This window comes from Enterococcus hulanensis (genome assembly GCF_005405485.1).
Taxonomy (GTDB): domain Bacteria; phylum Bacillota; class Bacilli; order Lactobacillales; family Enterococcaceae; genus Enterococcus_A; species Enterococcus_A hulanensis.
In genome coordinates, this window is the sequence record NZ_BJED01000004.1 from 173,230 (window position 1) to 197,802 (window position 24,573).

General features: G+C 39.5%; 20 protein-coding genes and 1 tRNA gene. 4 read left to right on the top strand and 17 right to left on the bottom strand.

The genetic code is table 11. The features are described 5' to 3' along the window. Positions 1 to 316: 316 nt before the first annotated feature. Positions 317 to 742, bottom strand: coding sequence for a hypothetical protein (locus FFR60_RS06080; RefSeq protein ID WP_088933160.1), 426 nt, complete (start codon positions 740 to 742; stop codon positions 317 to 319). Between the two features lie 151 nt (positions 743 to 893). Between FFR60_RS06080 and FFR60_RS06085 the strand changes: the two genes are divergently transcribed. Further along, the gene (locus FFR60_RS06085) at positions 894 to 1,400 is read left to right on the top strand and encodes a GNAT family N-acetyltransferase (protein WP_137663458.1); all 507 of its coding nucleotides are present in this window, start codon (positions 894 to 896) and stop codon (positions 1,398 to 1,400) included. A gap of 48 nt (positions 1,401 to 1,448) precedes the next feature. On the opposite strand, the gene FFR60_RS06090 is transcribed toward FFR60_RS06085, so the two are convergent. From FFR60_RS06090 to groES, 9 genes are all read right to left on the bottom strand, one after another. Beyond that, a complete protein-coding gene (locus tag FFR60_RS06090; RefSeq protein WP_137663459.1) occupies positions 1,449 to 4,127 on the bottom strand; it encodes a calcium-translocating P-type ATPase, SERCA-type in 2,679 nt (892 codons plus the stop codon). Between the two features lie 241 nt (positions 4,128 to 4,368). Further along, entirely contained in the window at positions 4,369 to 5,115 is a 747-nt protein-coding gene (locus tag FFR60_RS06095; RefSeq protein WP_137663460.1) for a tRNA 2-thiocytidine biosynthesis TtcA family protein, read from the bottom strand. Between the two features lie 23 nt (positions 5,116 to 5,138). After that, positions 5,139 to 6,944, bottom strand: a complete 1,806-nt coding sequence (locus FFR60_RS06100) for an LTA synthase family protein (protein WP_137663461.1) — start codon at positions 6,942 to 6,944, stop codon at positions 5,139 to 5,141. A 227-nt stretch (positions 6,945 to 7,171) separates the two neighbouring features. Further along, positions 7,172 to 7,996, bottom strand: a complete 825-nt coding sequence (nadE, locus tag FFR60_RS06105; protein WP_137663462.1) for an NAD(+) synthase — start codon at positions 7,994 to 7,996, stop codon at positions 7,172 to 7,174. Positions 7,997 to 8,011: 15 nt separating this feature from the next. Continuing rightward, positions 8,012 to 9,484, bottom strand: a complete 1,473-nt coding sequence (locus FFR60_RS06110; protein ID WP_137663463.1) for a nicotinate phosphoribosyltransferase — start codon at positions 9,482 to 9,484, stop codon at positions 8,012 to 8,014. A gap of 184 nt (positions 9,485 to 9,668) precedes the next feature. After that, entirely contained in the window at positions 9,669 to 10,028 is a 360-nt protein-coding gene (locus tag FFR60_RS06115; protein ID WP_137663464.1) for a DUF1827 family protein, read from the bottom strand. Between the two features lie 155 nt (positions 10,029 to 10,183). Beyond that, positions 10,184 to 13,099: an NADH-dependent flavin oxidoreductase gene (locus tag FFR60_RS06120; protein WP_137663465.1), complete on the bottom strand. Its 2,916-nt coding sequence runs from the start codon at positions 13,097 to 13,099 to the stop codon at positions 10,184 to 10,186. Between the two features lie 363 nt (positions 13,100 to 13,462). Beyond that, positions 13,463 to 15,091 carry a chaperonin GroEL gene (gene groL, locus FFR60_RS06125; protein WP_088933169.1) on the bottom strand — a complete coding sequence of 543 codons (1,629 nt, stop codon included), beginning with the start codon at positions 15,089 to 15,091 and terminating at the stop codon, positions 13,463 to 13,465. A 22-nt stretch (positions 15,092 to 15,113) separates the two neighbouring features. After that, the gene (gene groES / locus FFR60_RS06130) at positions 15,114 to 15,398 is read right to left on the bottom strand and encodes a co-chaperone GroES (RefSeq protein WP_010745764.1); all 285 of its coding nucleotides are present in this window, start codon (positions 15,396 to 15,398) and stop codon (positions 15,114 to 15,116) included. Positions 15,399 to 15,595: 197 nt separating this feature from the next. Here groES and FFR60_RS06135 point away from each other — a divergent pair, with 197 nt between their 5' ends. Beyond that, positions 15,596 to 16,237 carry a CPBP family intramembrane glutamic endopeptidase gene (locus tag FFR60_RS06135; protein WP_137663466.1) on the top strand — a complete coding sequence of 214 codons (642 nt, stop codon included), beginning with the start codon at positions 15,596 to 15,598 and terminating at the stop codon, positions 16,235 to 16,237. 81 nt (positions 16,238 to 16,318) lie between these two features. Next, complete coding sequence (locus FFR60_RS06140) at positions 16,319 to 16,939, top strand: NAD(P)-dependent oxidoreductase (RefSeq protein ID WP_137663467.1); 621 nt, start codon at positions 16,319 to 16,321, stop codon at positions 16,937 to 16,939. A gap of 90 nt (positions 16,940 to 17,029) precedes the next feature. On the opposite strand, the gene FFR60_RS06145 is transcribed toward FFR60_RS06140, so the two are convergent. The 7 genes from FFR60_RS06145 to FFR60_RS06175 all read right to left on the bottom strand — a co-directional run bounded on the left by FFR60_RS06145 (position 17,030) and on the right by FFR60_RS06175 (position 24,174). Beyond that, entirely contained in the window at positions 17,030 to 17,839 is an 810-nt protein-coding gene (locus FFR60_RS06145) for an MBL fold metallo-hydrolase (protein ID WP_088933172.1), read from the bottom strand. A 48-nt stretch (positions 17,840 to 17,887) separates the two neighbouring features. Beyond that, positions 17,888 to 18,730, bottom strand: a complete 843-nt coding sequence (locus FFR60_RS06150; RefSeq protein WP_137663468.1) for a two-component system regulatory protein YycI — start codon at positions 18,728 to 18,730, stop codon at positions 17,888 to 17,890. Continuing rightward, positions 18,731 to 20,044 (bottom strand): YycH family regulatory protein, encoded by a 1,314-nt coding sequence (locus FFR60_RS06155; RefSeq protein ID WP_088933174.1) that lies wholly within the window; start codon positions 20,042 to 20,044, stop codon positions 18,731 to 18,733. Continuing rightward, positions 20,041 to 21,870, bottom strand: a complete 1,830-nt coding sequence (gene walK / locus FFR60_RS06160) for a cell wall metabolism sensor histidine kinase WalK (RefSeq protein WP_088933175.1) — start codon at positions 21,868 to 21,870, stop codon at positions 20,041 to 20,043. Before walK ends, FFR60_RS06155 begins: the two co-directional genes overlap by 4 nt. Positions 21,871 to 21,872: 2 nt before the next feature. Beyond that, complete coding sequence (gene yycF / locus FFR60_RS06165) at positions 21,873 to 22,577, bottom strand: response regulator YycF (protein ID WP_010740621.1); 705 nt, start codon at positions 22,575 to 22,577, stop codon at positions 21,873 to 21,875. Positions 22,578 to 22,778: 201 nt separating this feature from the next. After that, a complete protein-coding gene (locus FFR60_RS06170) occupies positions 22,779 to 23,636 on the bottom strand; it encodes a DegV family protein (RefSeq protein ID WP_171004882.1) in 858 nt (285 codons plus the stop codon). After that, positions 23,626 to 24,174, bottom strand: coding sequence for a DUF1836 domain-containing protein (locus tag FFR60_RS06175; protein ID WP_088933177.1), 549 nt, complete (start codon positions 24,172 to 24,174; stop codon positions 23,626 to 23,628). Before FFR60_RS06175 ends, FFR60_RS06170 begins: the two co-directional genes overlap by 11 nt. Positions 24,175 to 24,330: 156 nt before the next feature. Between FFR60_RS06175 and FFR60_RS06180 the strand changes: the two genes are divergently transcribed. After that, positions 24,331 to 24,403 (top strand) — tRNA-Lys (locus FFR60_RS06180). Positions 24,404 to 24,573: the final 170 nt, after the last annotated feature.

Here is a 24,573-nt window from a genome sequence, read left to right on the forward strand (position 1 = left end):
CAAACTTAATAAAACTGCGAAAAGCAGAACTGACAGCTATCTCCACATCATGGTATGCATTTTCCTAAAAACCAGGAAAATGTTTATTGTCATTTCGCATACGATTCTACTTAACCAGCTGAAGCTGGTAGTAGAACTCGCAAAAAAGCACCGATCGGCAAATCGGTGCTAAAGGAGTATTACCTAAATGCAATGAAAAAGAAAAGGTTGTTATTGGTTATGAGATAATAATACCCGATCCTTCTCCATTTGTATTTAAAATAACGTTATAATAAAATTAGAAAACCTTTGTTCTCTTTGAATTTTAGTTTGTTGCTTATTTCAATAACAAGTTCGTGATTTTTTGAATAGTTTTATAAATCGTGTCAGTCGCAGCGTCTTGTCTTTTTTCAGCCGCATTAAAAGCTTCTTCATTCACTTCCGGCAATAAACTGTCAGTCATTTCTTGACAACCGGCCACGTATTGAACGTAAGCTTTCTCAAAGCTCTTATGATTTCCCATTACTTTTGCTGGTGCCTTTAACATACCGATTTTTTTTAAATTTAATTGATAGAACTGTGTTCCCTCTTTAAACAATTCGTGAATTTCAGATAAACGTTCCTGATCAAACTCAGCCATTTTCTTTTCATCTAAAGCAGTACGGATTTCTTCATAGCTTGGATGTAAACGTTCACCCATTTTTTCTGTATTTTGGACGATTTCATTAATTTCTCTCGCATAAAACCCTGTATTAGGTCGCATTCATTTATTCCTACTTTCTATCTTTTGATACCTTCATTTTACCGATTTTCGTTCAATATGCAAAGCGGCTCAAGAAATATTAAGAAATGACTTCATTTCTGTCTGGATTGATGGTACCTTTGAAATAATAAATTTTTTAGGAGGCATGTTTATGGATACCATCATTCGAAAATGGCGGTTAGAGGATGCGAAGGATTTAGCGGAAATGTTAAACAACAAAAAAATTCAAGACAACTTACGAGACGGCTTGCCTTTGCCTTATACCGAAAAAGATGGTTCAGCATTTATTCAAGACATGCTTGCTGCGGACCCAACAAAAACATTTGCGTTTGCGATCGTAAATACTGAGGATCAAGCGATCGGCAGCGTCGGAGCTTTTCGCTGTGAAAACATCCACCAGCAAACTGCCGAGATGGGCTACTATTTAGCCGAGGACTATTGGGGTCAAGGTTTCGTTACTAAGGCCGTAAAGCAGCTGACGGACTATCTTTTTGCCGAAACTGACATCATTCGAATTTTCGCTGAGCCTTTCTCAACGAATCAAGGTTCTTGTCGTGTGCTGGAAAAATGCGGCTTCCAACTCGAAGGGACTTTACGGAAAAACGCAGTGAAAAATGGTGAAGTAAAAGATATGCAGATGTATGCTTTGATCAAATAAAAAAACTTCGCATGTCGATCGATTTCTGATCGCATGCGAAGTTTTATTTTATTTATCTTTTTGTGCGCTTCGTTGGAAGAATTTAACGATTTCAACAATTGGAATGATCGCAAAGGATGCACCAATTACGATTCCCCATTGATACAAATCAAGATGTGCTACACGGAAGATATCATTCAATCCTGGTACCACGATAATGACCATCATCAACACAAAGGATAGCAAGATCGCCCAGTTGAAGCTCTTATTGCGGAACGGTCCAACTTTAAACAATGATTGATGAACTGATTTTACGTTAAAGGCATGGAACAGCTGCATTAAACCTAAAGTAGCAAATGCCATTGTCAACGCATCAGAGTGGATTTCAACATAGCTTGTATGAACAGGCCATTGAATCGCAGACCAGTATACAAACAAGACTGTCGCAGCTTCTAAGATACCTTGATAGATAATACTTGAGAAGACACCACCGGAGAATAGATTTGAGCTGCGTCCACGCGGCTTATGATGCATCAGATCTTTTTCAGCTGGTTCCATTCCCAAAGCAATCGCTGGGAATGTATCAGTTACCAAGTTAATCCACAATAGATGGATCGGCAGCAAGGTATCCCAACCTAGCAATGTAGCAATAAACAAGGTTAGCACTTCACCTAAGTTAGCCGCTAATAGATACTGAACAGCTTTTTGAATATTTGAGAAGACTTTACGTCCTTCTTCAACAGCCACAACGATTGTCGCAAAGTTATCATCTGCAAGGACCATATCAGAAGCGCCCTTAGAAACCTCTGTCCCTGTGATCCCCATACCGATACCGATATCCGCTTGTTTCAATGCAGGTGCATCATTTACACCGTCACCGGTCATGGCTACAACTTTACCTTCTTTTTGCCATGCTTTTACGATCCGAACTTTATGCTCTGGAGAAACCCGTGCATAAACTGAATAGTGTTCTACTTTTTGAGCAAATTCTTCATCAGACATTTCATTTAATTGTGCACCAGTTAAAACAGAATCGTCATCACCTTTTTCGATGATTCCTAAACGAGCAGCAATTGCTTCAGCAGTGTCTTTGTGATCCCCTGTGATCATGATAGGACGGACACCAGCTTCTTTAGCTACACGTACTGCTTCCGCTGCTTCCGCACGTTCTGGGTCGATCATGCCGACTAGGCCAGCAAAGATCAAATCATTTTCGACGACTTCGGTTTCCAATTCAACTGGAACTTGATCGACATACTTATAAGCCATCCCCAACACACGCAATGCTTGTTGAGCCATGTCTTTATTATTAGCTAGAATATCTTGTTTTTCTTTGTCTGTCATTGGTACGACTTGACCATTTAACAGAATTTGTGACGTCCGATCAAGCAAGACATCTGGCGCACCTTTTACAGCCACCAAGATTTTGCCATCTTTTTCTTCATGCAGCGTACTCATCAATTTACGATCCGAATCGAATGGCAGCTCGCCGACACGAGGTTCTGCGGCTACTTTTTCACGTACATCAAAATTATTATTCAATCCAAATTGAACTAACGCCGTTTCTGTCGGATCACCGATCAAACTGCCGTCTTGCGCAATTTTAGTATCGTTAGCATAGTTCATGACTTTCATCGCCATGCTGTCGCTAGGAACTTCACCGTTTGCGTCATATTGATGGTTATCTACGTATAATTTTTCAACCGTCATTTGGTTCAGCGTCAGTGTACCTGTTTTATCTGAAGCAATGATATCTGTTGAACCCAATGTTTCAACGGCTGGTAATTTACGGATCACTGAGTTTCGTTTCGCCATTACCTGTGTACCTAGAGCTAGGATGATCGTAACGATCGCAGGCAATCCTTCTGGAATCGCAGCAACAGCCAATGAAATTGAGGTCAATAACATATCAACCCAAGAAGTATTGTTGAAGAAAATCCCAACGAAAAACATCACTACAGCGATAATAATAATTGCAAAGGTCAAGAATTTACTTAACTGATTCAAGTTGGTTTTAAGCGGGGTTTCAGTTTCATCCGCTTGCGCCAGCATGCCGGCAATTTTTCCGACTTCGGTGTTCATCCCAGTGTTGACAACAACACCTTTACCACGACCGTAAGTCACATTACTATTTGAATAAGCCATATTAACGCGATCGCCAATCCCGACTTCGCCTTCATCAATGACAATCAATTCTTTTTCAACTGGAACTGATTCACCAGTCAGTGCTGCTTCTTCAATCTTTAATGAAGCAATTTCGATCAAACGTAAATCGGCCGGTACCACATCGCCTGCTTCCAGCATAACGATATCCCCAGGAACAAGATCCGTTGATTTCACCGAGCTTGTATGACCGTCTCGCAAGACATTGGCATTTGGCGTTGACATTTCACGTAAAGCTTCGATTGCTTCTTCTGCTTTAGATTCTTGCACCACACCCATTACCGCATTGATGATTACCACGGCTAAGATAATGATCGAATCAACCACTTCATGAGAAACAACGGCGGAAATGACTGCCGCAAACAGCAGGACAATGATCATTAAATCCTTAAACTGTTCTAAGAAGCGAGCGGCCATGCTTTTCTTTTCGCCCTCTTCTAGTTCGTTCAAACCGTATTCGTTTAGGCGTTTTTCTGCTTCAGCAGATGTCAGCCCATCTTCTGTCGTTTGAACTTCTGCTAAAACCTGCTCTTTTTCTTCTGAGTAAAAAGGTTTTATCAGTTGTTGTTTTTTCTCTTCTGACATTATTATCCTCCTTAAAATAGTGTTCCTTTCGGGAGTAAAAAAAATAGACTTGTGTATGCGAAAAGCACATACATAAGTCTCACTATTTAAGACAACACCAGAAAAACATCTTTTCTTGTTGGTGGCGTTGCCACAGCTTGCGCTGCTAGTTACTCCCTCATGAATACAAAACGAATTATAGCATGAGAAAAGGCGGGAATACAATCCTAACTTTCAAAATAAGCGATTGTAAGAGCTTCCACTAGAGACTTTTTGTCCAAAAATCTTCAGCTGTTCCTTGTTCCATGCCCATTATAAACTTTTCTCGAATATCTGGGTAGTTTTTAGCAACGCGCGTCACTAAGTTTTTAATTTCTTCCCGCTTGGTCTTCTTATCCACAGGACAAGGATTAAAAATGACCGGCAATTCTTCGCGTTTCACAAGTCGAATGATTTGTTTTTCTTCCAAATAGATCATCGGGCGGATTAATGTCACGTTTGTCTTGGTCAAATAGCTTTTCGGTTCAAAACTATTCATCCGGCCGTGAAACAAAAAGTTCATAAAGTACGTTTCCAATGCATCATCCACGTGATGCCCTAACGCCACTTTTTGACAGCCTAATTCACTAGCCCGATTGTATAAGATTCCTCGACGCAGCTTCGCGCACAAGGAACAGGGCGATTTTTCTTCTCGAATATCAAAAACGACCTTAGCGATGTTTGTCGGGACGACCTCTAATTGATAGCCCAGGCTTTCCACAAACTCTTTCATGGGTGTGATGTCACAGCCTTCAAAGCCCATGTCGAGAGAAATCGGCACAATCTCAAAATCAAAACCCAAACGTCTTTGCCGGCGAATTCGATCCAGCAAATAAAGCAATGTCGTACTGTCTTTGCCGCCGCTCATGCCGATTGCTACCTTATCACCAGGTTCGATCATCTGGTGATTCAAGATAGCACGGCGCAACGGATTATAGTAATTCTGATTGTCTTTCTTTTTAAATCCCATACCTGCTCCTTTAGTCCACCTGTCTATTCAAAGAATTTTTCTTTTAAGCTGTACTGCTTCCCAGCTGTTATGTCATATTGGATCATTTGATAATCCTGATAAATCTTTTCTTGCTGCTTATTTAAACGTGCTTCTTTGAACCATTGTCCACTTTGATAGTACATGCCCTTTTCAAACGCAGGCAATTCTTTTTGTAAAGCGACTAATAAACTCTGAAAACCCGTTAGTTGAAGTCTCCCTTGTTGGAAAAGGTCAGCCGCAAAATAAAACGGACTAGTCGTAACTTGCTGGTTATTCAATTGATGACGATTGTCATACATTAAAAATTCCGTCTCGTGTAATTGATGACCTTGATTTTCTTCTTGGATCGCATCTGAATAAATACCCGGCAAATGATCTCCCCAAAAAACAACGAGCGTTCGTTCTGGCAAATCATCTAATTTTTCTAAAAAGGCCTTCAAAGCTTCACTGCTATAAGCGATATCCTGCAAATAGCTTCTTACCGCAGAACTATTATCCCCTTGTACACCATATGGCAGATCATTATATTTATTTTCGTAAGGCATATGTGTCTGCATCGTCACAAGGTGCAAAAATTGCGGCTTTTTATTTTTTTCTAATTGATCAAAGATTTCTTGATACGCAGCTTCATCAGAAATATAGGGATTATTTTCGATCTTATCCGTATGCTTCATGGTACTTTCATCTAAAAATTGATCAAAACCAAACGTTTTATAAACATCTTTTCTTTTGTACATCGACGTATTATAAGGATGAATCGCGGTCGTTTCATACCCCCGCCCTTTTAAAGTTCCTACCAATGATGGAAACGAAGAAAACTCCGGCACTAACATTGTATAAGGTGTCGTCATTTGCGCATTAAAAAGCTCCATAGAAAAACCAGTCAGCGCTTCAAACTCAATATTCGCTGTTCCGCCGCCATAGTTTTGCGACAGCATTTGTCCACTATACGTCTTATTCGCCACCGCACGATAATCCTGCAGCGGATCTCCGCCAAAGATTTCTACTCCGTCTAAACGTCCGGGATCAGAGAAACTTTCACTCATCACATAAACAATATTTGGTTTTTCATCAGTTGCGTCTTTTGTTTTGTTCTGATACTCCTTCGTTACTTTTTTAACAGCAGACGCTGAATAATTTTCCGGTTTTTCCATCGCCTCTACCGGCAGGTTGTATAAGAAGCCGCCCATAAACCCGGTATTATAGTAGTTCATTTTTTGACTATAAGGAATCCACAAAGCCGTTTTATTATACGCCTTGCGCAACAAATTTCCCTGCTGGTTAAACCCGCCGATATATATCAGTAAGCCGCTGGTTAAGACAAAAAGACCTACGCGCAGCCACTGCCGTTTCTTCTCCAGCTTCAAGCTTTTTCTGATACTAAAAACAATCAAAAAGATACCAACTGCTAAAAGCAGGATAAACAGAATGAACAAAGGAATTCCAACCATGTCGCGAATCATTCCAAATTCCGTGATCATTTTCAAATCATCCGGATAAATCGGCTCCATACGATATTTCATTTTCAAATAATTAGCGATCCCTACACCAATCACCGTTAGAGTATAAAAGATACTGCCGGTTTTTAACGACCCTAGAAAACTGCTGATCCATCCGTAGAAAATAAGTAACACGAAACAACCTAAAAAGAATTTTTCTGTATGCCAAGAAAACGCAAATTTAAATGCTAAATCAAAAGAAAACTCATTTTGCGTTAATTGGAAAAAAAGATTTGAAACAATAATTAAACCTACCACGCCGATAATTTTTAAAAATTGGCGCCAAGGAAATTTTCGAAGTCTTTGCATATATCTCTCCCATTCATAAACTCATTTTTCAAATGCGAAAAACAAGTTTGATGTTCCTCCCATATCTCAGTCAGCTAGAACGCCTTATTGCGAAGAAAAGCTGGACTTATATCCTAAACATTTTAGCGAGAAAACTATGGAATGTAAAGAACACCAGAATTTCTGCAACTAATTTTAACGAAAAGAAGCCTAGTGAAGAAAAATCTCCACTAGGCCTCATTTTCGATCTATTTCCAAAAGTCATCAAAAATCGTAATCGGCAAATGACGTTTATGCTGTGTCTTATGCCACCAATTTTCGAGCGTTGCTTGTGCCTTTGAGTCAATCTGCTTACCTTCTAAATAATCATCAATGTCATCATAAGTCACACCTAGCGCTACTTCATCAGCGATCAATGGTTTACCATCTTCTAAATCAGCAGTCGGTACTTTCAAATATAGCGCTTCGTCGGCACCTAGTTCTTTCAACAACATCTTCCCCTGTCGCTTGTTCAGACGGAACAAAGGCAAAATATCTGCACCGCCGTCACCAAATTTCGTGAAGAAACCAGTGATGTTTTCTGCTGCATGATCTGTTCCGATAACAGCCCCTTGATTGTCGCCTGCGATTCCATACTGAGTGATCATCCGTTGACGTGCTTTGATATTTCCTTTATTAAAGTCGCTGATGGTCACACCTGCTTCTTCTAAAGCAGCAACCTCCGCATCAACAGCTCCCTTGATATTTACACTTAAATTAACATCGGGTTGAATAAACGCCAATGCTTTTTTAGCATCCGCTTCATCAGCCTGTGCCCCATAAGGCAAACGTACAGCGATAAACTTATAGCTTGCATCGCCAGTTTCCTGACGCATTTCTTCCATTGTAAGCTGAGCCAGTCGACCTGCCAATGAAGAATCTTGCCCGCCGCTGATCCCTAAGACAAATGTCTTTAAAAAAGGATGTTTCTTAAGATAAGCTTTTAAGAATTCAACACTCTTTCGAATTTCCTCTTGCGGATCAATTGTTGGCCTCGTCCCTAATTCTTTGATTATTTCTGCTTGCAACGTCATGAAAAATCCACTCCTTTAATCTTCTTGTCCTGTTTTTACCACAGATTGACGTACTTGGTCCATAATTTTGTTTTTGTGGTTCCAACATTCGGTAGACAGATCAACTGGGTATTTTTGTGGATTCAGGTCACGTTTGTATTCTTCCCATAATGAATCAAGACTGTCTTTGGCAGTTTGTTTGACGGTTTCTAAATCTGGCAGCTCATAAATACGTTCTCCATCTACAAAAATATCTTTAAGAACTGCCCGTGCTTCAAAATTCTTCACAGTCTTATTGATATAAGGATAGACTGGATGGAACATATAGATTTCTTTTTCTTCTCGCGGATCTTCATCCCACAGCGTCACATAATCCCCTTCGGACTTGCCGTCAGACTTGCGAGTAATCCGCCAAACTTGTTTTTTCCCTGGTGTCGTAACTTTTTCAGCATTACTAGAAAGCTTGATCGTATCCACCATCTCGCCCTGTTCATTTTCGATCGAAACTAGTTTGAAGACAGCACCAAGAGCAGGTTGGTCATATGCTGTAATTAACTTCGTACCAACACCCCAAACATCGATCTTGGCATGTTGCATCTTCAAGTTTAAAATCGTACTTTCGTCTAAATCATTTGATGCATAGATCTTCGCATCTGGGAAGCCTGCTTCGTCTAATTGCTGACGTACTCGTTTTGAAATATAAGCCATGTCGCCGCTATCGATCCGGACACCTAGGAAATTGATTTTATCGCCCATTTCCCGTGCGACTCTAATCGCACTTGGGACGCCTGATTTGATCGTGTCATAAGTATCGACTAAAAAGACACAGTCACGATGTGTTTCGGCATAAGCTTTAAATCCGTCATAATCGTTACCATAAGATTGAATTAATGAATGAGCATGCGTTCCGCTGTCTGGAATGCCAAAGATTTTACCTGCCCGTACATTACTTGTGGCATCGGCTCCGCCAATGTAGGCTGCCCGTGTTCCCCAAAGTGCCGCATCTAATTCTTGTGCCCGCCGTGTTCCAAATTCTAATAATGGATCATCGCCGATCACTGATTTGATTCGAGCTGCTTTAGTCGCGATCAGAGTTTGGAAATTTACAATGTTTAAAAGTGCTGTTTCAACTAGCTGACATTGCAATAAAGGACCTTCCACTTGAATAATCGGTTCATTACTGAAAACCAGCTCGCCTTCTTCTGCTGAACGAACCGTACAGACAAATTTGAAGTCTCGCAAATAAGCAATGAACTCTGCTGGATATTTCTCCACCTCAGCTAGATAAGCCAGATCACTTTCACTAAATGTTAAGTCTTCCAAATAATTAACTAACCGCTCTAATCCGGCAAAGATGACATAGCCATTATCGAATGGCATATTACGAAAATAACACTCAAATACGGCATGAAGATCCGCCCGACCAGTCTCCCAATAAGTTTTCATCATGTTGATTTGATAAAGGTCCGTATGAAGTGTCAAACTGTCATCTTCGTACAACTTTTTCATAGTCATGCTCCTCATTTGTTTTTTAGTAATTTGAACTATTTCACTCATTATATCACAAGAGTCCTGTGGGAGTAGCTTTTGCTCCTTGCTGAACTTGAAATTTCCATCAGCGAACTCATGTATCATTTGGCAGTCCGTATGAAATAAGCAAAAAAAAGAAAGACACGAGGTCTTTCTAAATGATTTATTCTTTTGGTACTTTATATTCGATCGCGATAATATCCTTGTAAGCTTCTTTTGGCCGCAAACCAGCTTCCATAATTTGTTTTTTGTAGCCGATATTTACATTCACAGCTTCACGATCTACTTTCAATAGACGATGAATAATCGTGTCCACCTCTTGATGGCTGATTTTGCGTTTGCGATTTAGTAATAACAGATCGATCGTATCAAAACGATCGGCATAGATGATTTTAGTCCGATCATAAGCATACAGCTTAAGCAGCTTCACAGCCTGTCGTTTATCAAAAAAGTATTTAGTAAGATTAGGATATAGCGTTTCTAAGTTAACATTGCTATTTAATGGGGTTTCAATTAATTTCATTCAACAATCTCCTATTCTACGTATTTTAGTCGATACGACTTATTTATTTTCTTTTCATTGATTATTTTAACACATCAAACAATTGTTTTTTTATGGAAGAAAAAAATTTTATAAAAAAGAAAAAAATCCTGAGACAATCGTCTCAGGATCATTTTTTACTGCATAACATATTCGACTTGAACTGTTTTTTGAACACTTTCTGCTGCTAATTTGCCAGAGGTTAATGCCCAAGCATTATTCGCGCCTGATGGCGAATCACTTCCCATTACTCCGCCGACTAATTCACCAGCCGCATAAAGTCCTTCGATTGCTTGATCATTGCGATTCAAAACTTGCAAGTCGCCATTTGCAACTAGACCACCCATCGTAGTCGCAAAACGTGGTTTTTGTTCAATCATATAATATGGGCCTTCGCCAACTTTTTCTTGTAAAAACTCCAATTGACGACCAAAATCTTCGTCGGTTTGCTTTTCTACCCAGCCGTTATAACGAGCGACTGTATCCACTAAACTTTCACGTTCCATGCCAGCTTTTTCTGCTAACTCAGCCAATGTATCTGCTCGGAAAATTTGCGGTGTTTCCTCTTCATTTTCGATCCAGCGTGCCAGATCTTCTCTTGTGATGCCGCCTTCTTCTACCGCTTCAGTAAAAATTTCAAAATGTTCGGCATCCATCAATAAGAACAACATTTGCGGATCTTGTTGTAAGAGTACTTCTAAAATTTCTTTGTTGCTTGCTCGTTCATTGATCACTCGTTTTCCAGAAGTGTTCACTAATAAACCGTTGCGTTTCAATACTTCGATATTTCCGCCAATAGTAGATTTCGCATAGCCTTGTGAAACTTCTACACCATTTGGATAAATTTTTCCATATTCCATCAGACGGGTCGCTGCATTCAACTCCGGTGTTGTCGTCATCAAGATGCCGTCACCCGTTGAGGACTTCGTTCCGTAGAATAAGATATTGTTCAATTCAGGACTCAACAGATTTGGATTATTACCATATCCGCCCGTTGTTAAAATCACAGCTTGCGCATGAATATTATGTCGTTTTCCAGTATCTTCGACAGCCGTTAAACCAGTCACTTTTCCATTGCCGTCAGTTAATAAACTTTCCGCTTTCGTTTGCAAGTAGATCGTTACGCCGCTTCTTTCCAATGCTTTTCTGGCGCTCGCTGCAAAACCATGCCCGCCATCTTCATAAGCCAACTCACGATTTTTACGATATTCTGCTAAAGTATGCAGACCATTTTTCATATCGTACTCGACGCCCATATACTCATGGACCCAGTCAGTAGTCTCACCAACATTTTCAGCTAGAGTCGCCAAAAGTTCAGGCACATTCAAGCCGCTTCCGTTAGCTAAGAAATCTTCTATCATACACTCAGCACTGTCATCAGAAACACCTGCAGCTGCCTGTAGTTTTGATCCCATGACAACTTGATTCCCACCGCTGATAGAGATCGCGCCGCCAACAAAGCTTAATTTTTCTAGTAAAATTGTTTTTAATCCCATTTGATCTGCTCGTAATGCCGCAGAAATACCTGCTGCACCAGAACCTACGATAACAACGTCTGCCTCTTCTTCTACAACTTCCTTCGACCACTGAACAGTCGGTTTAGGTCGAGCCTTCAAGACTTCTGAGCTGGCACCAGCCATTTCAACTGCTTCCGCCACGCCATCGATTAATCCCTGACTAGAAGCAGATGCTCCAGAGATCACATCCACGTTCAACGTTTGACCATCAATGATCTGTTGCGGCAAACGGATAAACACTTGATCTGATAATCCTTCTGATTCATTACTTTGATCTGCTTCGATCTTTTCGATTCGCTCTTCTGAGAACGTCACATTCATTGCTAGTTCACTATTATGACCTTTGGCTTCAACCGTATATGTTCCCGGCTTGAAGGTTAATTTAACTTTTTGTAATTCCTTTAATCGTTCATGTTTACGTTTTTCTTCTTCCGGATCAATTACCATGTAAGCCATGAAATCCCAAAGCGGTGTCGGTATCAATAGTTTGCGCTGTGCGTTAACATGCGCATAATCAATGACTTCTTTGCCGTCTTTGATCATATTTACCCAGTTCGGTTCAATCAAGAAGCCTTTACCAACTGCTAATAGGTCATATCCTAATTTCAAGGCATCATCAGCATCTGTCCGTTGTAAGATCGATCCTACACCCATAATCGGAATTTGTGCCAGTGCCGGTGAACGCTGCGCTAAATACTTAGTGATCAACGGTTCTGGATCATCAGAATCAACAATTGAAGGACGTGTATAAGCACCCATTGAAAAATGGAAGTAATCTGGTTGCAACTCTGCAAGCGTATTCAATAAATACATCGTATCTTCAAAATGGATTCCTGGTTCTTCTAGCTCTTCCGGTGAGAAACGATAACCGATGATAAAATTCTCTGCCTGCTGCTCTTCGACTACTCGTTGAACTTCCTTCATCACTTCTAATGGGAACTTCGCACGTTTTTCTCGACTGCCGCCCCATTGGTCTTCTCTGCGATTTGAGTGCGGAGAAAAGAATTGTTGCAGAATAAAAGTGTTGGCTCCATGGATTTCGACTCCATCAAATCCTGCTTCGATCGCACGACGAGTTGCATCGCCAAACATCGTAATCATTTCTAAAATTTGTTCTTCTGTCATTTCACGAGGGACTGGTGCATTTGGCCGCAAGGCAGCTACTGGACTCGCGGAAATCGGTGTCGCCCCGCCATTTATTTCCGGCCAAGCCATCCGACCCGCATGATAGATCTGCATGATCGCTTTTGAGCCTTTTGATTTGATCGCCGTTGCTAATTCCGTCAGACCAGCTACTTTTTTATCTGTATCGACACCTAAAGCTCCTGGAAATCCGCGTCCTTTATCCTCGACAAAGCAGCTTTCAACGATAACGGCTGCCGCATCGCCAGAGCGAAATGCATAATAATCAATAATTTGCTGGGTAATCTCTCCATCATAAAAGGCCGATTGAGTCGTCATTGGTGACATAAATAAACGATTCTTAAAACTTGCGCCGGATGCTAATGGAATCTCATCAAATAAATTTCTTAACATATGGTTCTCCTTTCAAAATGAACGTCTTACTCATCAAAAACTTTTGACATGTAACAAACTTCACATAAGTGGCTAAACAGAAAGCCTTCTTGTTTTTTTCTAAGCTACATATTCATGCTTGCCGTTCTATTTGTGTCTAATCATTTCTTTGATAATTTCTGAACAAGGAAGGCTACTTCCTTCTTACGCTCATTGTAAGAAATTTAATCGATAAATTCCAATAGTTTATTTACATCAAATCAATAGATTAAATTTATGTATTTTCAGTACGTGCGATTTTATGAATACAAAAAAGGATCGTGACATAAAGTCACGATCCTCAGATTCAAAATGAGTAGTAATTATATAGAAGAAATTTCTATACTACATCATACCGCCCATCATTGATGGGTCCATTGCTGGTGCAGCAGCTGCTCCACCTTCAACAGGCTTGTCAGCTACGACTGCTTCAGTTGTTAATAATAATGCAGAGACAGATGCGGCATTTTGTAAAGCTGAACGAGTTACTTTCGTTGGGTCAACGATACCAGTGTCGATCATATTTACATATTCGCCTGATGCAGCATTGAAACCAGTACCGTGGTCAGCATTTTTCAATTTGTCGATTACGACTGAACCTTCAAAACCGGCATTCTCTGCGATTTGACGAACAGGTTCTTCCAATGCACGTACGACAATCTTGATACCAGTAGCTATGTCGCCTTCAGCTTCTAATTCAGAAACCTTCTTGATAACATTAACTAATGCAGTACCACCACCAGATACGATTCCTTCTTCAACAGCAGCGCGTGTTGAGTTTAACGCATCTTCAATACGCAATTTTAATTCTTTCAATTCTGTTTCAGTAGCTGCACCAACTTTGACTACAGCCACACCGCCAGCAAGTTTTGCTAAACGTTCTTGCAGTTTTTCACGGTCAAAGTCAGAAGTTGTTTCACCGATTTGGCGTTTGATCATTTCAACACGATCAGTCAAAGCTGCTTTGTCGCCAGCTCCTTCAACAATTGTAGTATTGTCTTTATCTACGACTACTTTACCAGCAGTACCTAAGTTTTCGATGGTTGCTTCTTTAAGATCCAAGCCAAGGTCTTCAGTAATCACTGTAGCACCTGTTAAGATTGCGATGTCTTCCAGCATAGCTTTACGACGATCACCAAATCCAGGAGCCTTAACTGCTACAACATTGAAGGTTCCGCGAATCTTGTTCAAGACTAATGTTGGTAATGCTTCACCATCTACATCATCAGCGATGATCAATAATGAACGAGATTGTTGTAGAACTTGTTCTAACAATGGCAAGATATCTTGAATGTTAGAAATTTTCTTGTCTGTGATCAAGATATAAGGATTTTCTAACGCAGCTTCCATTTTGTCATTGTCAGTTACCATGTATTGAGATAAGTAGCCGCGGTCAAATTGCATTCCTTCAACTACGTCTAATTCAGTGTCGATCCCTTTTGATTCTTCAATCGTGATAACACCATCGTTACCAACTTTTTCCATTGCTTCAGCAATCAATTTGCCGACTTCTTCACTGCCTGAAGAAACAGCAGCAACTTGTGCAATCGCATCTTTTGAATCTACTTCTTTAGAAATGCTGTGCAATTCTTCAACTGCAGCTTTTGTAGCCATTTCAATTCCGCGACGAATTCCCATTGGGTTTGCGCCAGCAGTTACGTTTTTTAATCCTTCACGTACAATTGCTTGAGTTAAAACTGTCGCTGTTGTTGTACCGTCACCAGCGATATCATTTGTTTTAGAAGCAACTTCAGAAACAAGTTTTGCTCCCATGTTTTCAAAATGATCATCTAATTCGATATCTTTTGCGATAGTCACACCATCATTTGTGATCAATGGTGATCCATAAGATTTCTCTAAAACAACATTACGCCCTTTTGGTCCTAACGTTACTTTTACTGTATCTGCTAATTTGTCTACTCCGCGAAGCATTGCTGCACGAGCGTCTTCAGAAAATTTAATATCTTTTGCCATAATTCTTTCACCTCATTATTTTTTATTCAACGATTGCCATAATATCTTTTGCAGCGATGATCAAGTATTCACTGCCTTCATATTTCACTTCTGTACCAGCGTATTTTTCAAACATTACCATATCACCAACAGCTACTGGCATTGGACTTTTTTGACCGTTTTCCAGCACATTGCCTTCACCGACAGCCACAACTTTCGCTGTTTGTGGTTTTTCTTTGGCTGCAGAAGCTAAGACTAGGCCTCCAACTGTTTTTTCTTCTTCTTGAGTAACTTCAAGAATGACACGATCACCTAATGGTTTTAACACAATAAATCCCTCCAACTAGTAATGATTTTTCAAGTCGTTAGCACTCTATAACTAAGAGTGCTAACTCACAACTCTTATCATACCATTTTTGTTTCTTTTTGCAAGTCCTTCGTTCGCTTTTTTGATTTTTCTTTCACCAAGTTTTTGATCAAAATATGTTATACTTGAAAACAATAAATGTTCAGAAAGGAAAAATAATGAGCGAAAAAAAATATAGCTTTATAACGATCTTTACTTATGGATTAGTCTTATTTTCCCCGATTGTTTTCTTGCGTGTTTTTCAGGCTGATTCATCACAAATCATTCAACTCACAACGCTGGCATATTTTCTTGGTGCGGTCTTAATGATTTTTTACCGTTTGAAATCACGGACCTTTGGGTTGGAAAACCGACATAAAAATTTCCTGATTGCTGCTTTAATTGGAATCGTCGGAATTCCCGCGTCCTTGATACTGCAAATGGTTATTTTACAAATCGAACAGCGCTTTCTTGGTCAGTCCGTAGCTTCCCAAAATACACAAAATATTGTTCAGTTAATTATGAACAATATGATTTTTATTTTAGCTACAACGATCGCCGGACCAATCATGGAAGAATTTGTTTTCCGCCGTGCAATTTTCGGTTCTCTAGAAAAAAGATTTGGCTTCTTTTTGCCGGCACTTTTAAGTTCTGTTCTTTTTGCCTTTGCTCACAATGATGGGCACTATCTTTTATATGCTGGATTAGGGTTCTTGTTCTGCGGAATGTATCGCTACAGCGGTCGCATTTGGACGTCTATGATCACCCATGTCGGCATGAACTTATTAGTGATTCTCACTCAATTAGCACTTCAATCTTAAAAGCTGTTAGCACTAATCTTTTGCTATTTTGTAAAAACCTCCTTAGACTAAAGATACTTATTAGTCTAAGGAGGTTTTTTAATGAAAGTTGCAATTATTGGAGCTACAGGAAATGCTGGTTCATTGATTTTGAAAGAAGCTTTAAAGCGTAATTTATCAGTCACTGCGATTGTCCGACATCCTGAAAAGCTTAAGGAGAAGGTCCCCATTTTAGTCAAAGACCTATTTGAACTAACAAAAAAAGATGTAGAGTTCTTTGATGTGGTGATCGACGCTTTTCGTCCGCCTGCAGGTCAAGAGGAGATGCATCAAACCTCTTTGAATCATCTCAGCCATATTTTACGAGGAACAGAGACACGCTTAATCGTTGTCGGCGGAGCTTCTTCTTTGTTTATCGACGATGAGCATCGGATGATTGATGTTTCCGATCCAGAAGCTGTTTACTATCCCACGGCCTATAACATGTATCAAGCCTTTATGGATTTGAAAGCTGCCCAACAGTTGAATTGGACTTATCTAAGCCCTGCTGCAAACTTTGTTCCTGATGGACCACGAACCGGAAATTATCAAGTCAGCGACGACCACTTACAAAAAAATGCAGAAGGAAAAAGCGAGATCAGTATGGCAGACTATGCTATTGCAATCATTGATGAAGTGATCGAGCCTAGACATTTGAATCAACATTTTAGCGTTTATAGTTAAATGTCTCAGCCGCCGACTTGTTATTCATTAAAAATTTTAAATAGAAATAATCAAAAAAATGGCAAACCTGCATAAACAGGTTTGCCATTTTTAGATTGCGAATAATTCAGTCGCACTATCTGGATCGGTATCAAAAATTTGAAACTGATGATTCACCCCAAGATCATAACGAGTCAACGTCTCTTCCATCGTCATATGGGCTAATTCTTTCATATTATTCTCTTTACTCAAGTGTCCCAGATAGATCCGTTTGGTTCGATCGCCAAGAATATCGGTCATAACAAGCGCACCGTCATCATTTGATAAATGTCCGCGGTCACCTAATATCCGCTGTTTCAAGCTCCAAGGGTAAGCCCCCATCCGCAGCATTTCTAAATCATGATTGCTTTCGACTAAGTAGGCATCAGCATCTCGAATCGTTCCTCGAACATGTTCACTTGCATAACCGGTATCTGTCAACATTACGAAAGAATGACCATCTTTATAAAAGCGATAAAATTGCGGAGCCGCCGCATCGTGAGAAACGCCAAAACTTTCAATGTCTAAATCACCAAAGGTTAAGACTTTCCCCATTTCAAAAATATGTTTTTGCTCCACATCAACTTTTCCAATCAAAGGAGCCATAGCTTCCCAAGTTTTCTCGTTGGCATAAACAGGCAGCTTATATTTTCGTGCAAGAACGCCAACGCCATGAATATGGTCGCGGTGCTCGTGGGTAACTAATATCGCATCGAGATCTTCAGGTTTTCGATCGACCTCTGCTAATAACGAAGTGATTTTTTTCCCGCTCAACCCAGCATCGATTAAGATTCTTTTTTGCGGACTTTCTAAGTACAAAGAGTTCCCTGTACTTCCGCTAGCTAAAATGCTGATATTGAAGGCATTATTCATTTCTAACATGAGCAATTGGTCCTCTCTTTTAAAACTGTCCTCAGTATACAACCCTTTTTATGGATTTTCCACCTTTGGAACTAAATTATTGGTAATCACTTGATTGTTCAACGCGTTAACTTTTTCAATCTGCGTTGTTTTATCCGAGGTCTTTATTTTTACGAACCAAACAGGAACATACACATTTTTTTCACGTACCTCAAGTGTTCGAAAATACCCTAGATAGATATTGGTAATGGTTGATTTACTAGGAATATTATTATTGATATACAACGTATTCAAAATTTCCTTTTCAGAATAAAGCGTCATTTTTTCTCGTAAAGGCTCAATCTCTTTCAAATGAGTTTGAGTGTATTTCGAAACACGCTCCTGATCCTCATCTTTAATAATATCTAAAGTTACACGCGAGGTTTCATCAATAAAGGGAATACCTTCAAATGTTTGTGCACCGACAATTTTCCCCAGATCATCATCCTTCTTAGAAATATCTGGCAGATACGTGTACTCTTCACCGTTCACAATAAACTCTTTATCATTCATAAGATGCTTAAAGCTGTTGTTCGCTTTTTTCAAGTCAAACTCTGCCTCGCCAGTAGGAGTACTGTTCAGAACTTTGTCAGAAACACCCCAAATCCCAACGATTGAATTCGAATCATCATTCACTAATGAATCAAAAGAATCCTGCTCAGCACTTAAATAGTAGCCTTCTTTATGCTCATCTGTAACTTTCTCAGAGACTTTAATGTCGTCATTTTCCAAACGATGCAATATATCTTCCCGTTGGTTTGAATTAGTGACAAGGCTTTGTTCATGCTGGTTATTCCAATAAATGCTGAAAAGGAAGATATTCAGCCCTATAAAGACGAGAAAGAAGATCCATTCGATTTTTCTAAAATCCAATTAGCTCGCCTCCATTTCTAGGTTTCCTTGCATCAGCTGATTAGCAGGATACCAGGTGCTGTCGTATTTGACAAACCATTCCGGAGTTAAGGCCACTAATTTATTTACGCCATCGATATCTTGCCAAGTATAGCCAATAATAAAGCTTTGGACTTTTTCAAGATCCAATCCTACCACAGCTAAACTATTTTCGATTTCCAAAGTACTCGGCAGTTCAACTTCTTCATCGGAAGGAATTGGTACCTGTACCGTATCCATACTAGTCTCAATTTTGATTTGCGGAGTAGCGGCATTCGGTGACTGATCAATTTTAACACTCATTTTTCCCTTTGATGATTGGCTGAAAATCGGATAACCTTCAACAAAAATCCGATAATTAATTTGCCCATCGTGGTGATCGAAATAGCGTAGATTTCCAACAGCCGTACCCAAACGACTAACATAGTTAAAACTTTGACTGTAGAAACTTTCCTTTGCCAAGTCTTCCGGCAATTCACCAGTAAATGTAACAAAACGTTTTTGTTCATCCATTATTAGTTCTTCGTGCCCGCTAGCAAAAGAGCGCGCGCCATCATCCTCTTCCTCACCCTTTGCTTGATCAGGATTTTGGAAAAAGGCATTACGGAAAAGAGAGTAAGATTGGGTGGTCAAAATATAGCTGTATTTTTTTAGCCGAACACGTTCCTTCGTTCGCAACAAACGAGGTACCAAAGGATTTTCATCAGACATCGGCAAATATTTGCTTTGATTTTTTTGATAAATATTTTCAATCCCGGAAAAATCTCCGGACATTGTTGCTTCGTAAACCGTACCCTTACTATAATTCAAAAAGCGAATTTTTTTATTGGCAAAATCAACTTGAATTTTTGAAAAAAAGATATTATCTGACTCTTTCAACGAATTTAGATTAATTGGCATATCAAAGACCTTGATATATTCGGTCAAAGAAAAGCCGCCTTCATAATTCAACTCAATACCACTATCCAAGCTGTAATAGTTTTTGATCTCTTCTTCCCCATTGGCTACTTCCTGAAGCTGGCCAAAAGTACTTTCTGTTAAGCGTGCTTGGGTCGTCGCCAAAAGATTTTCACTACTGGTTTGAAATTTTCCCTCTGCCAAATCCCAAATACCGCGAATCGGTAAAAAGGCATCGGTCGCCTTTGCATAATTTTGATTATTTTTGACTGCTTGGTTACTTGTATTAACATCAGCCATTTTTGAGGTAGGACTGAGCCAAATAGCATACGTTAAAATGAGGCTGAGTAAAATCAGAGCAAAAAGTGCAACACGAATGATTTTTTCTGATATTTTCATTCCCAAATGTCCTCCTCATAAGGTTCATAAGGTAAAGAAATATAGAAAGTTGATCCTTTACCTTCAACGCTCTCAACCCAAATTTGACCTTTATGGGCCTTCATAACTTCCTTGGAGATGGCTAATCCGAGTCCAGTTCCGCCTTGTTGACGCGCACGTGCTTTGTCTACACGGTAAAAGCGTTCAAATACTTTTTCTAAATCTTTTTTCGGAATTCCCAGACCTTCATCAGCAATACTTAAAACCACATTGTTATGTGTTTCGATTAAATGAACCTCGATTTTCCCGCCATCAGGAGAGTATTTAATCGCATTGTTCATTACATTATCAATTACTTGCATAATTTTATCGGTATCAATCTCGACCCACAAATCTCGTTCGGTAAACTCACGGACGATTCGATAGTTTTTCTCTTGGCTATTCACCATCATATCGAAGCGATCCAAAATGTAATCAACTAGTTCATTGAAGTTGACTAGTTCAAGATCCATTTGCTGCGCACCCGAATCCATTCGAGAGAGGTTCAGCAAATCATTGATCATACGAATCATACGATCTGTCTCACCTAATGTCACATGGATAAACTCTGGCGCCACGGCTTTATCTTGCCACGCTCCTTCTTCCAATGCTTCCAAATAGCTGCGAACGCTGGTTAATGGCGTACGTAATTCATGGGAGACATTCGAAACGAATTGACGGCGTTCTTCCGCTGTTTTTTCCTGCTCAGTAACATCGTGTAACACGACAACCAATCCACTGATAAAGCCAGACTCGCGACGAATCATGGCAAAGTCTGAACGCAGTGTCATATTGCCTTCATCAGAATCAGGTTTTGCACGATTAATCAAAATTTCTTCTGGTGTTTCTAATAATTTTCGTAATGTATATTCTTCTTCTAAATCAAGTAAAGTTAAAATTGATTGACCAATGGCTTCTTCATTAGTGGTTTCCAATAAGGACAAAGCCATCTCATTAATAGTAATAACTTTTCCGCGTCGATCGGTTGCAATGACCCCATCTGTCATATGGGTCAAGACGCTGTCTAAACGATTTCGCTCTGCTTCCATCGTATCTTGAGCATCTTCAATTCGATCGGACAGCTTATTAAAGGTTTCAGCTAATTGACTCAATTCATCGTGTCCTTGGACATCTACTTTTTCAGAATAATCTCCTTGAGCGATTCGAATCGCTTGTTTCTGCATTTCTTTGATGGGTTTTGTGATCGAACGCGCTACAAGTAGGGCGACAACGATCGAAATCATCCCCGCTATTAAAGAAGCAGTAAAGAAGATCAAGGCAGTGTTACTAATTTCGGTATATTTTTGCTCAATGTCGCTCTTAACATAAAGAGCCCCGATCACAGCCGAATCGCCGGTCGGGGACTGAATTGGTTGGACATTGATATATACCCGTTTATTATTGTCATCAAGTGTTACATATTGCTTCATCGAAAAATCATCAATATCGCTATACTCATTCTTCTTTCCAATGATAGTGTCTTTTTTTCCCACATCATTGGTGGCTACAACGATTCCTTTATCATCTACTACCCACATCTCTCCGATATCAGCAGCAGTGTTGTTTTCAAGAATACGTTGCAGCTGATCCGCCTCATTTTCGCCATCCTCTGCCATGGTAGCGCCGAGAGTCGTACTTAAGAGGGAAACACGCTGATTCATATCCTTAGTAAAGCTATCGATAGTTGATTTTTCAAGTCCTCTAATAAAGTAAGCACCGATGATCTCGATCGAAATCAGCAAAATCAAGATAAATGAAAAAGCAATCTTGAAATTGACCGATCGGTAAAAACGGACTTTCTTTTCCATACTTACTCCTGTTCAGGGTTGCGTAGATAATAACCTACGCCACGTCTTGTTACTAAATAGGTCGGATGACTTGGATTATCTTCGATTTTTTCACGCAAACGTCTTACAGTCACATCAACTGTTCGTACATCACCGAAATAATCGTAACCCCAAACCGTTTGCAATAGATGCTCACGAGTCATTACTTGTCCAATATGTTTTGCTAAATAATGAAGTAATTCGAATTCTCGATGTGTCAGTTCAATCGTGTCTCCGTGCTTAGTTACCATATAAGCATCTGGATGAATGGTTAAATCACCGATCGTCAAATCACTTTGTGTCGTTTGTTCTTCTTCCTTAGGCGCTTGTCCACCTCGGCGTAAATTAGCTTTTACACGGGCGACTAGTTCACGATTGGAGAATGGTTTAGTTACATAATCATCGGCACCTAATTCCAAGCCTAGAACTTTATCGATCTCAGAATCTTTAGCGGTAACCATAATAATCGGCATTTCATGGGTCTTGCGTACTTCACGAGCCACTTCTAAACCGTCTTTTTTAGGCAACATTAAATCTAATAAAATTAAATCTGGATTGACCTCTTCGACTTTTTCTAAAGCTTCTTCACCGTCATAAGCAGTAAAGACTTCATAGCCTTCTTTGGTTAAATTGAATTTCACGATGTCCGAAATCGGTTTTTCATCGTCAACTACTAGAATTTTTTTCACTAAGAGTCACCTCATACCTTCATAGGATTGTATGTACGCCTTACCATTATACAATAATTTCAATACTGTTTCACCTTTTCAAACAAACGACGTTTTTTTTACAACTATTACTTAAGAAAAAATGAAAAAAGAGACGAGCTTTTGCTCATCTCATCGTTAATATTCATATTTTTACTTTTCAGATTCAAATAAGTTGTTAGATTAATCGAGAACTTGGCAAACTACTCCTAATGAACCTGGTCCTGTGTGCACAGATAACGCTGGAGAAACTTTTCCAAAATAAATATTTTGTGCAGTTGGAAATAACTCTTGTAATCGCTGACGAACTTTTTCTGCAGTTTCTAAAGCATCTGCGTGAGTTACTGCTAGATTGAACCTTTTGTGATTGTCCACATGGTCTTTCACAAGTTGGAGTGTCTTGTCGATACTCTTATTTAATCCCCGCACTTTTGCCACAGTATAATAAATACCATCTGCATTACAGGAAATGATCGGTTTCAATTTCAAGGCGCTTCCCAATAAAGAAGAAACCAGACCAATACGTCCACCCTTTTGCAAATATTCCAAAGTGTTCACATTGAAAAAGATTTTGGTTTTTGGAATCTTACTCTCGACATCAGCAATAACTTCCGTAAATGATTTTCCTTCTTTAACTAGGTCACCAGCATAAATCGCTAAGATGCCTGCGCCGATTCCTACATTTTTTGTATCGATCGATTGAAAAGTCAAGCCTTCATAATGCTCACCGAGTACTCGTAATGCATTGTAAGTACCACTTAAGCCACTCGAAATCGTCACCATAATCACATGCGTATACCCTTGTGCTTTTATTTCATCAAAGACTTGATGAATCAACTCACCATCCGGTAAAGAAGTCGAAGGTAGTTCTTTTTTTATCAAAGGAAAAATATTATCGGAACTGATATCAATCCCATCTCTATATTCTCGGTCACTAAAAATGATCCGCAATGGTACCATAAAAAAAGGACCATTATCTATTACTTCTTTAGGAACATCCGTCCCAGAGTCAACTAGGATTGCAATTTTTTCATTCATCATTTTCGCCTTCTTTCTCTTTATCTAATTGAATAATTTTTTCAGCTAACATTTTTTGTGTAAATGAAGCGACAGCGCCTTCCATCGCTAAATAATAGAAATCCTTATTACTACGAGTCAAACTAACCTCTTCACCTAAAACAATTTTAGCAATTTGCATCAAGGATTCCTCCTGAACAGCGCAAAAACTATTATAGGCATCTTTCGGTTCATTAATTGCTAACTGCATACGAATTAATTCATTGATATCAGGAATCGAAAAAACCTGCTTCAATAAAGTGATTGCAATCAAATATGCCAGATGATTGCGGTTGTATCTTTTTTTTACTGGCGGCGGAACTAATTTATGCTTAACGTAATTGTTGACCATCGCACTGGATAAAAGTTGATGCTTTTCATCTTCAATCAGCGGCGTTAAATAACGATCAACAAGAGTAATTACTTGATCCATGTACAATTCTAATTCAGGCAGCTCTTCCCAACGCGGCAAGCGCAATTCTTTCAATCCTTCTGCCCATGTTCGGAGCTTGGTCTCTTCCATAGTCGACACCCCTTTCATCGATAGTCTATCAAAATTATGGTAATTATACAATATAGTTTTAAAAACTAGATAATTGAAGCGCTTTTTAATGAAATTTTTTTAGTTTATTCTTGCATTTTTATTTTCTCAGTGCTAACATATGAAAGTACTTTGTTTGGGCCGTTAGCTCAGTTGGTAGAGCAGCTGACTCTTAATCAGCGGGTCGCGGGTTCGAGCCCCTCACGGCCCATTGGGTGCCAAACCCACGTCACCAGTGCATTCTTGGCTACTTCGGTAGTTTAGAAAAGAATGTGCGTGGTGACTTTTTTTGCGTTTCAGAGGCAAAAAAAAGCTTGTACTATCCGACTATTTTGCTTACTTCAAAAAAAATCCAACTATTTTTCATTTTTTAGTTTACAA

What these genes read in the sequence shown, in the direction of transcription:
- FFR60_RS06095 (WP_137663460.1), bottom strand. Translation starts at nt 5,115, where the DNA reads ATGGGATTTAAAAAGAAAGACAATCAGAATTACTATAATCCGTTGCGC.
- groL (WP_088933169.1), bottom strand. Translation starts at nt 15,091, where the DNA reads ATGGCAAAAGATATTAAATTTTCTGAAGACGCTCGTGCAGCAATGCTT.
- FFR60_RS06170 (WP_171004882.1), bottom strand. Translation starts at nt 23,636, where the DNA reads ATGATGAATGAAAAAATTGCAATCCTAGTTGACTCTGGGACGGATGTT.
- walK (WP_088933175.1), bottom strand. Translation starts at nt 21,870, where the DNA reads ATGGAAAAGAAAGTCCGTTTTTACCGATCGGTCAATTTCAAGATTGCT.
- nadE (WP_137663462.1), bottom strand. Translation starts at nt 7,996, where the DNA reads ATGACGTTGCAAGCAGAAATAATCAAAGAATTAGGGACGAGGCCAACA.
- FFR60_RS06145 (WP_088933172.1), bottom strand. Translation starts at nt 17,839, where the DNA reads ATGTTAGAAATGAATAATGCCTTCAATATCAGCATTTTAGCTAGCGGA.
- FFR60_RS06120 (WP_137663465.1), bottom strand. Translation starts at nt 13,099, where the DNA reads ATGTTAAGAAATTTATTTGATGAGATTCCATTAGCATCCGGCGCAAGT.
- FFR60_RS06085 (WP_137663458.1), top strand. Translation starts at nt 894, where the DNA reads ATGGATACCATCATTCGAAAATGGCGGTTAGAGGATGCGAAGGATTTA.
- FFR60_RS06110 (WP_137663463.1), bottom strand. Translation starts at nt 9,484, where the DNA reads ATGAAAAAGTTGTACGAAGATGACAGTTTGACACTTCATACGGACCTT.
- FFR60_RS06155 (WP_088933174.1), bottom strand. Translation starts at nt 20,044, where the DNA reads ATGAAAATATCAGAAAAAATCATTCGTGTTGCACTTTTTGCTCTGATT.
- FFR60_RS06175 (WP_088933177.1), bottom strand. Translation starts at nt 24,174, where the DNA reads ATGGAAGAGACCAAGCTCCGAACATGGGCAGAAGGATTGAAAGAATTG.
- FFR60_RS06140 (WP_137663467.1), top strand. Translation starts at nt 16,319, where the DNA reads ATGAAAGTTGCAATTATTGGAGCTACAGGAAATGCTGGTTCATTGATT.
- FFR60_RS06115 (WP_137663464.1), bottom strand. Translation starts at nt 10,028, where the DNA reads ATGAAATTAATTGAAACCCCATTAAATAGCAATGTTAACTTAGAAACG.
- FFR60_RS06080 (WP_088933160.1), bottom strand. Translation starts at nt 742, where the DNA reads ATGCGACCTAATACAGGGTTTTATGCGAGAGAAATTAATGAAATCGTC.
- FFR60_RS06090 (WP_137663459.1), bottom strand. Translation starts at nt 4,127, where the DNA reads ATGTCAGAAGAGAAAAAACAACAACTGATAAAACCTTTTTACTCAGAA.
- FFR60_RS06100 (WP_137663461.1), bottom strand. Translation starts at nt 6,944, where the DNA reads ATGCAAAGACTTCGAAAATTTCCTTGGCGCCAATTTTTAAAAATTATC.
- FFR60_RS06135 (WP_137663466.1), top strand. Translation starts at nt 15,596, where the DNA reads ATGAGCGAAAAAAAATATAGCTTTATAACGATCTTTACTTATGGATTA.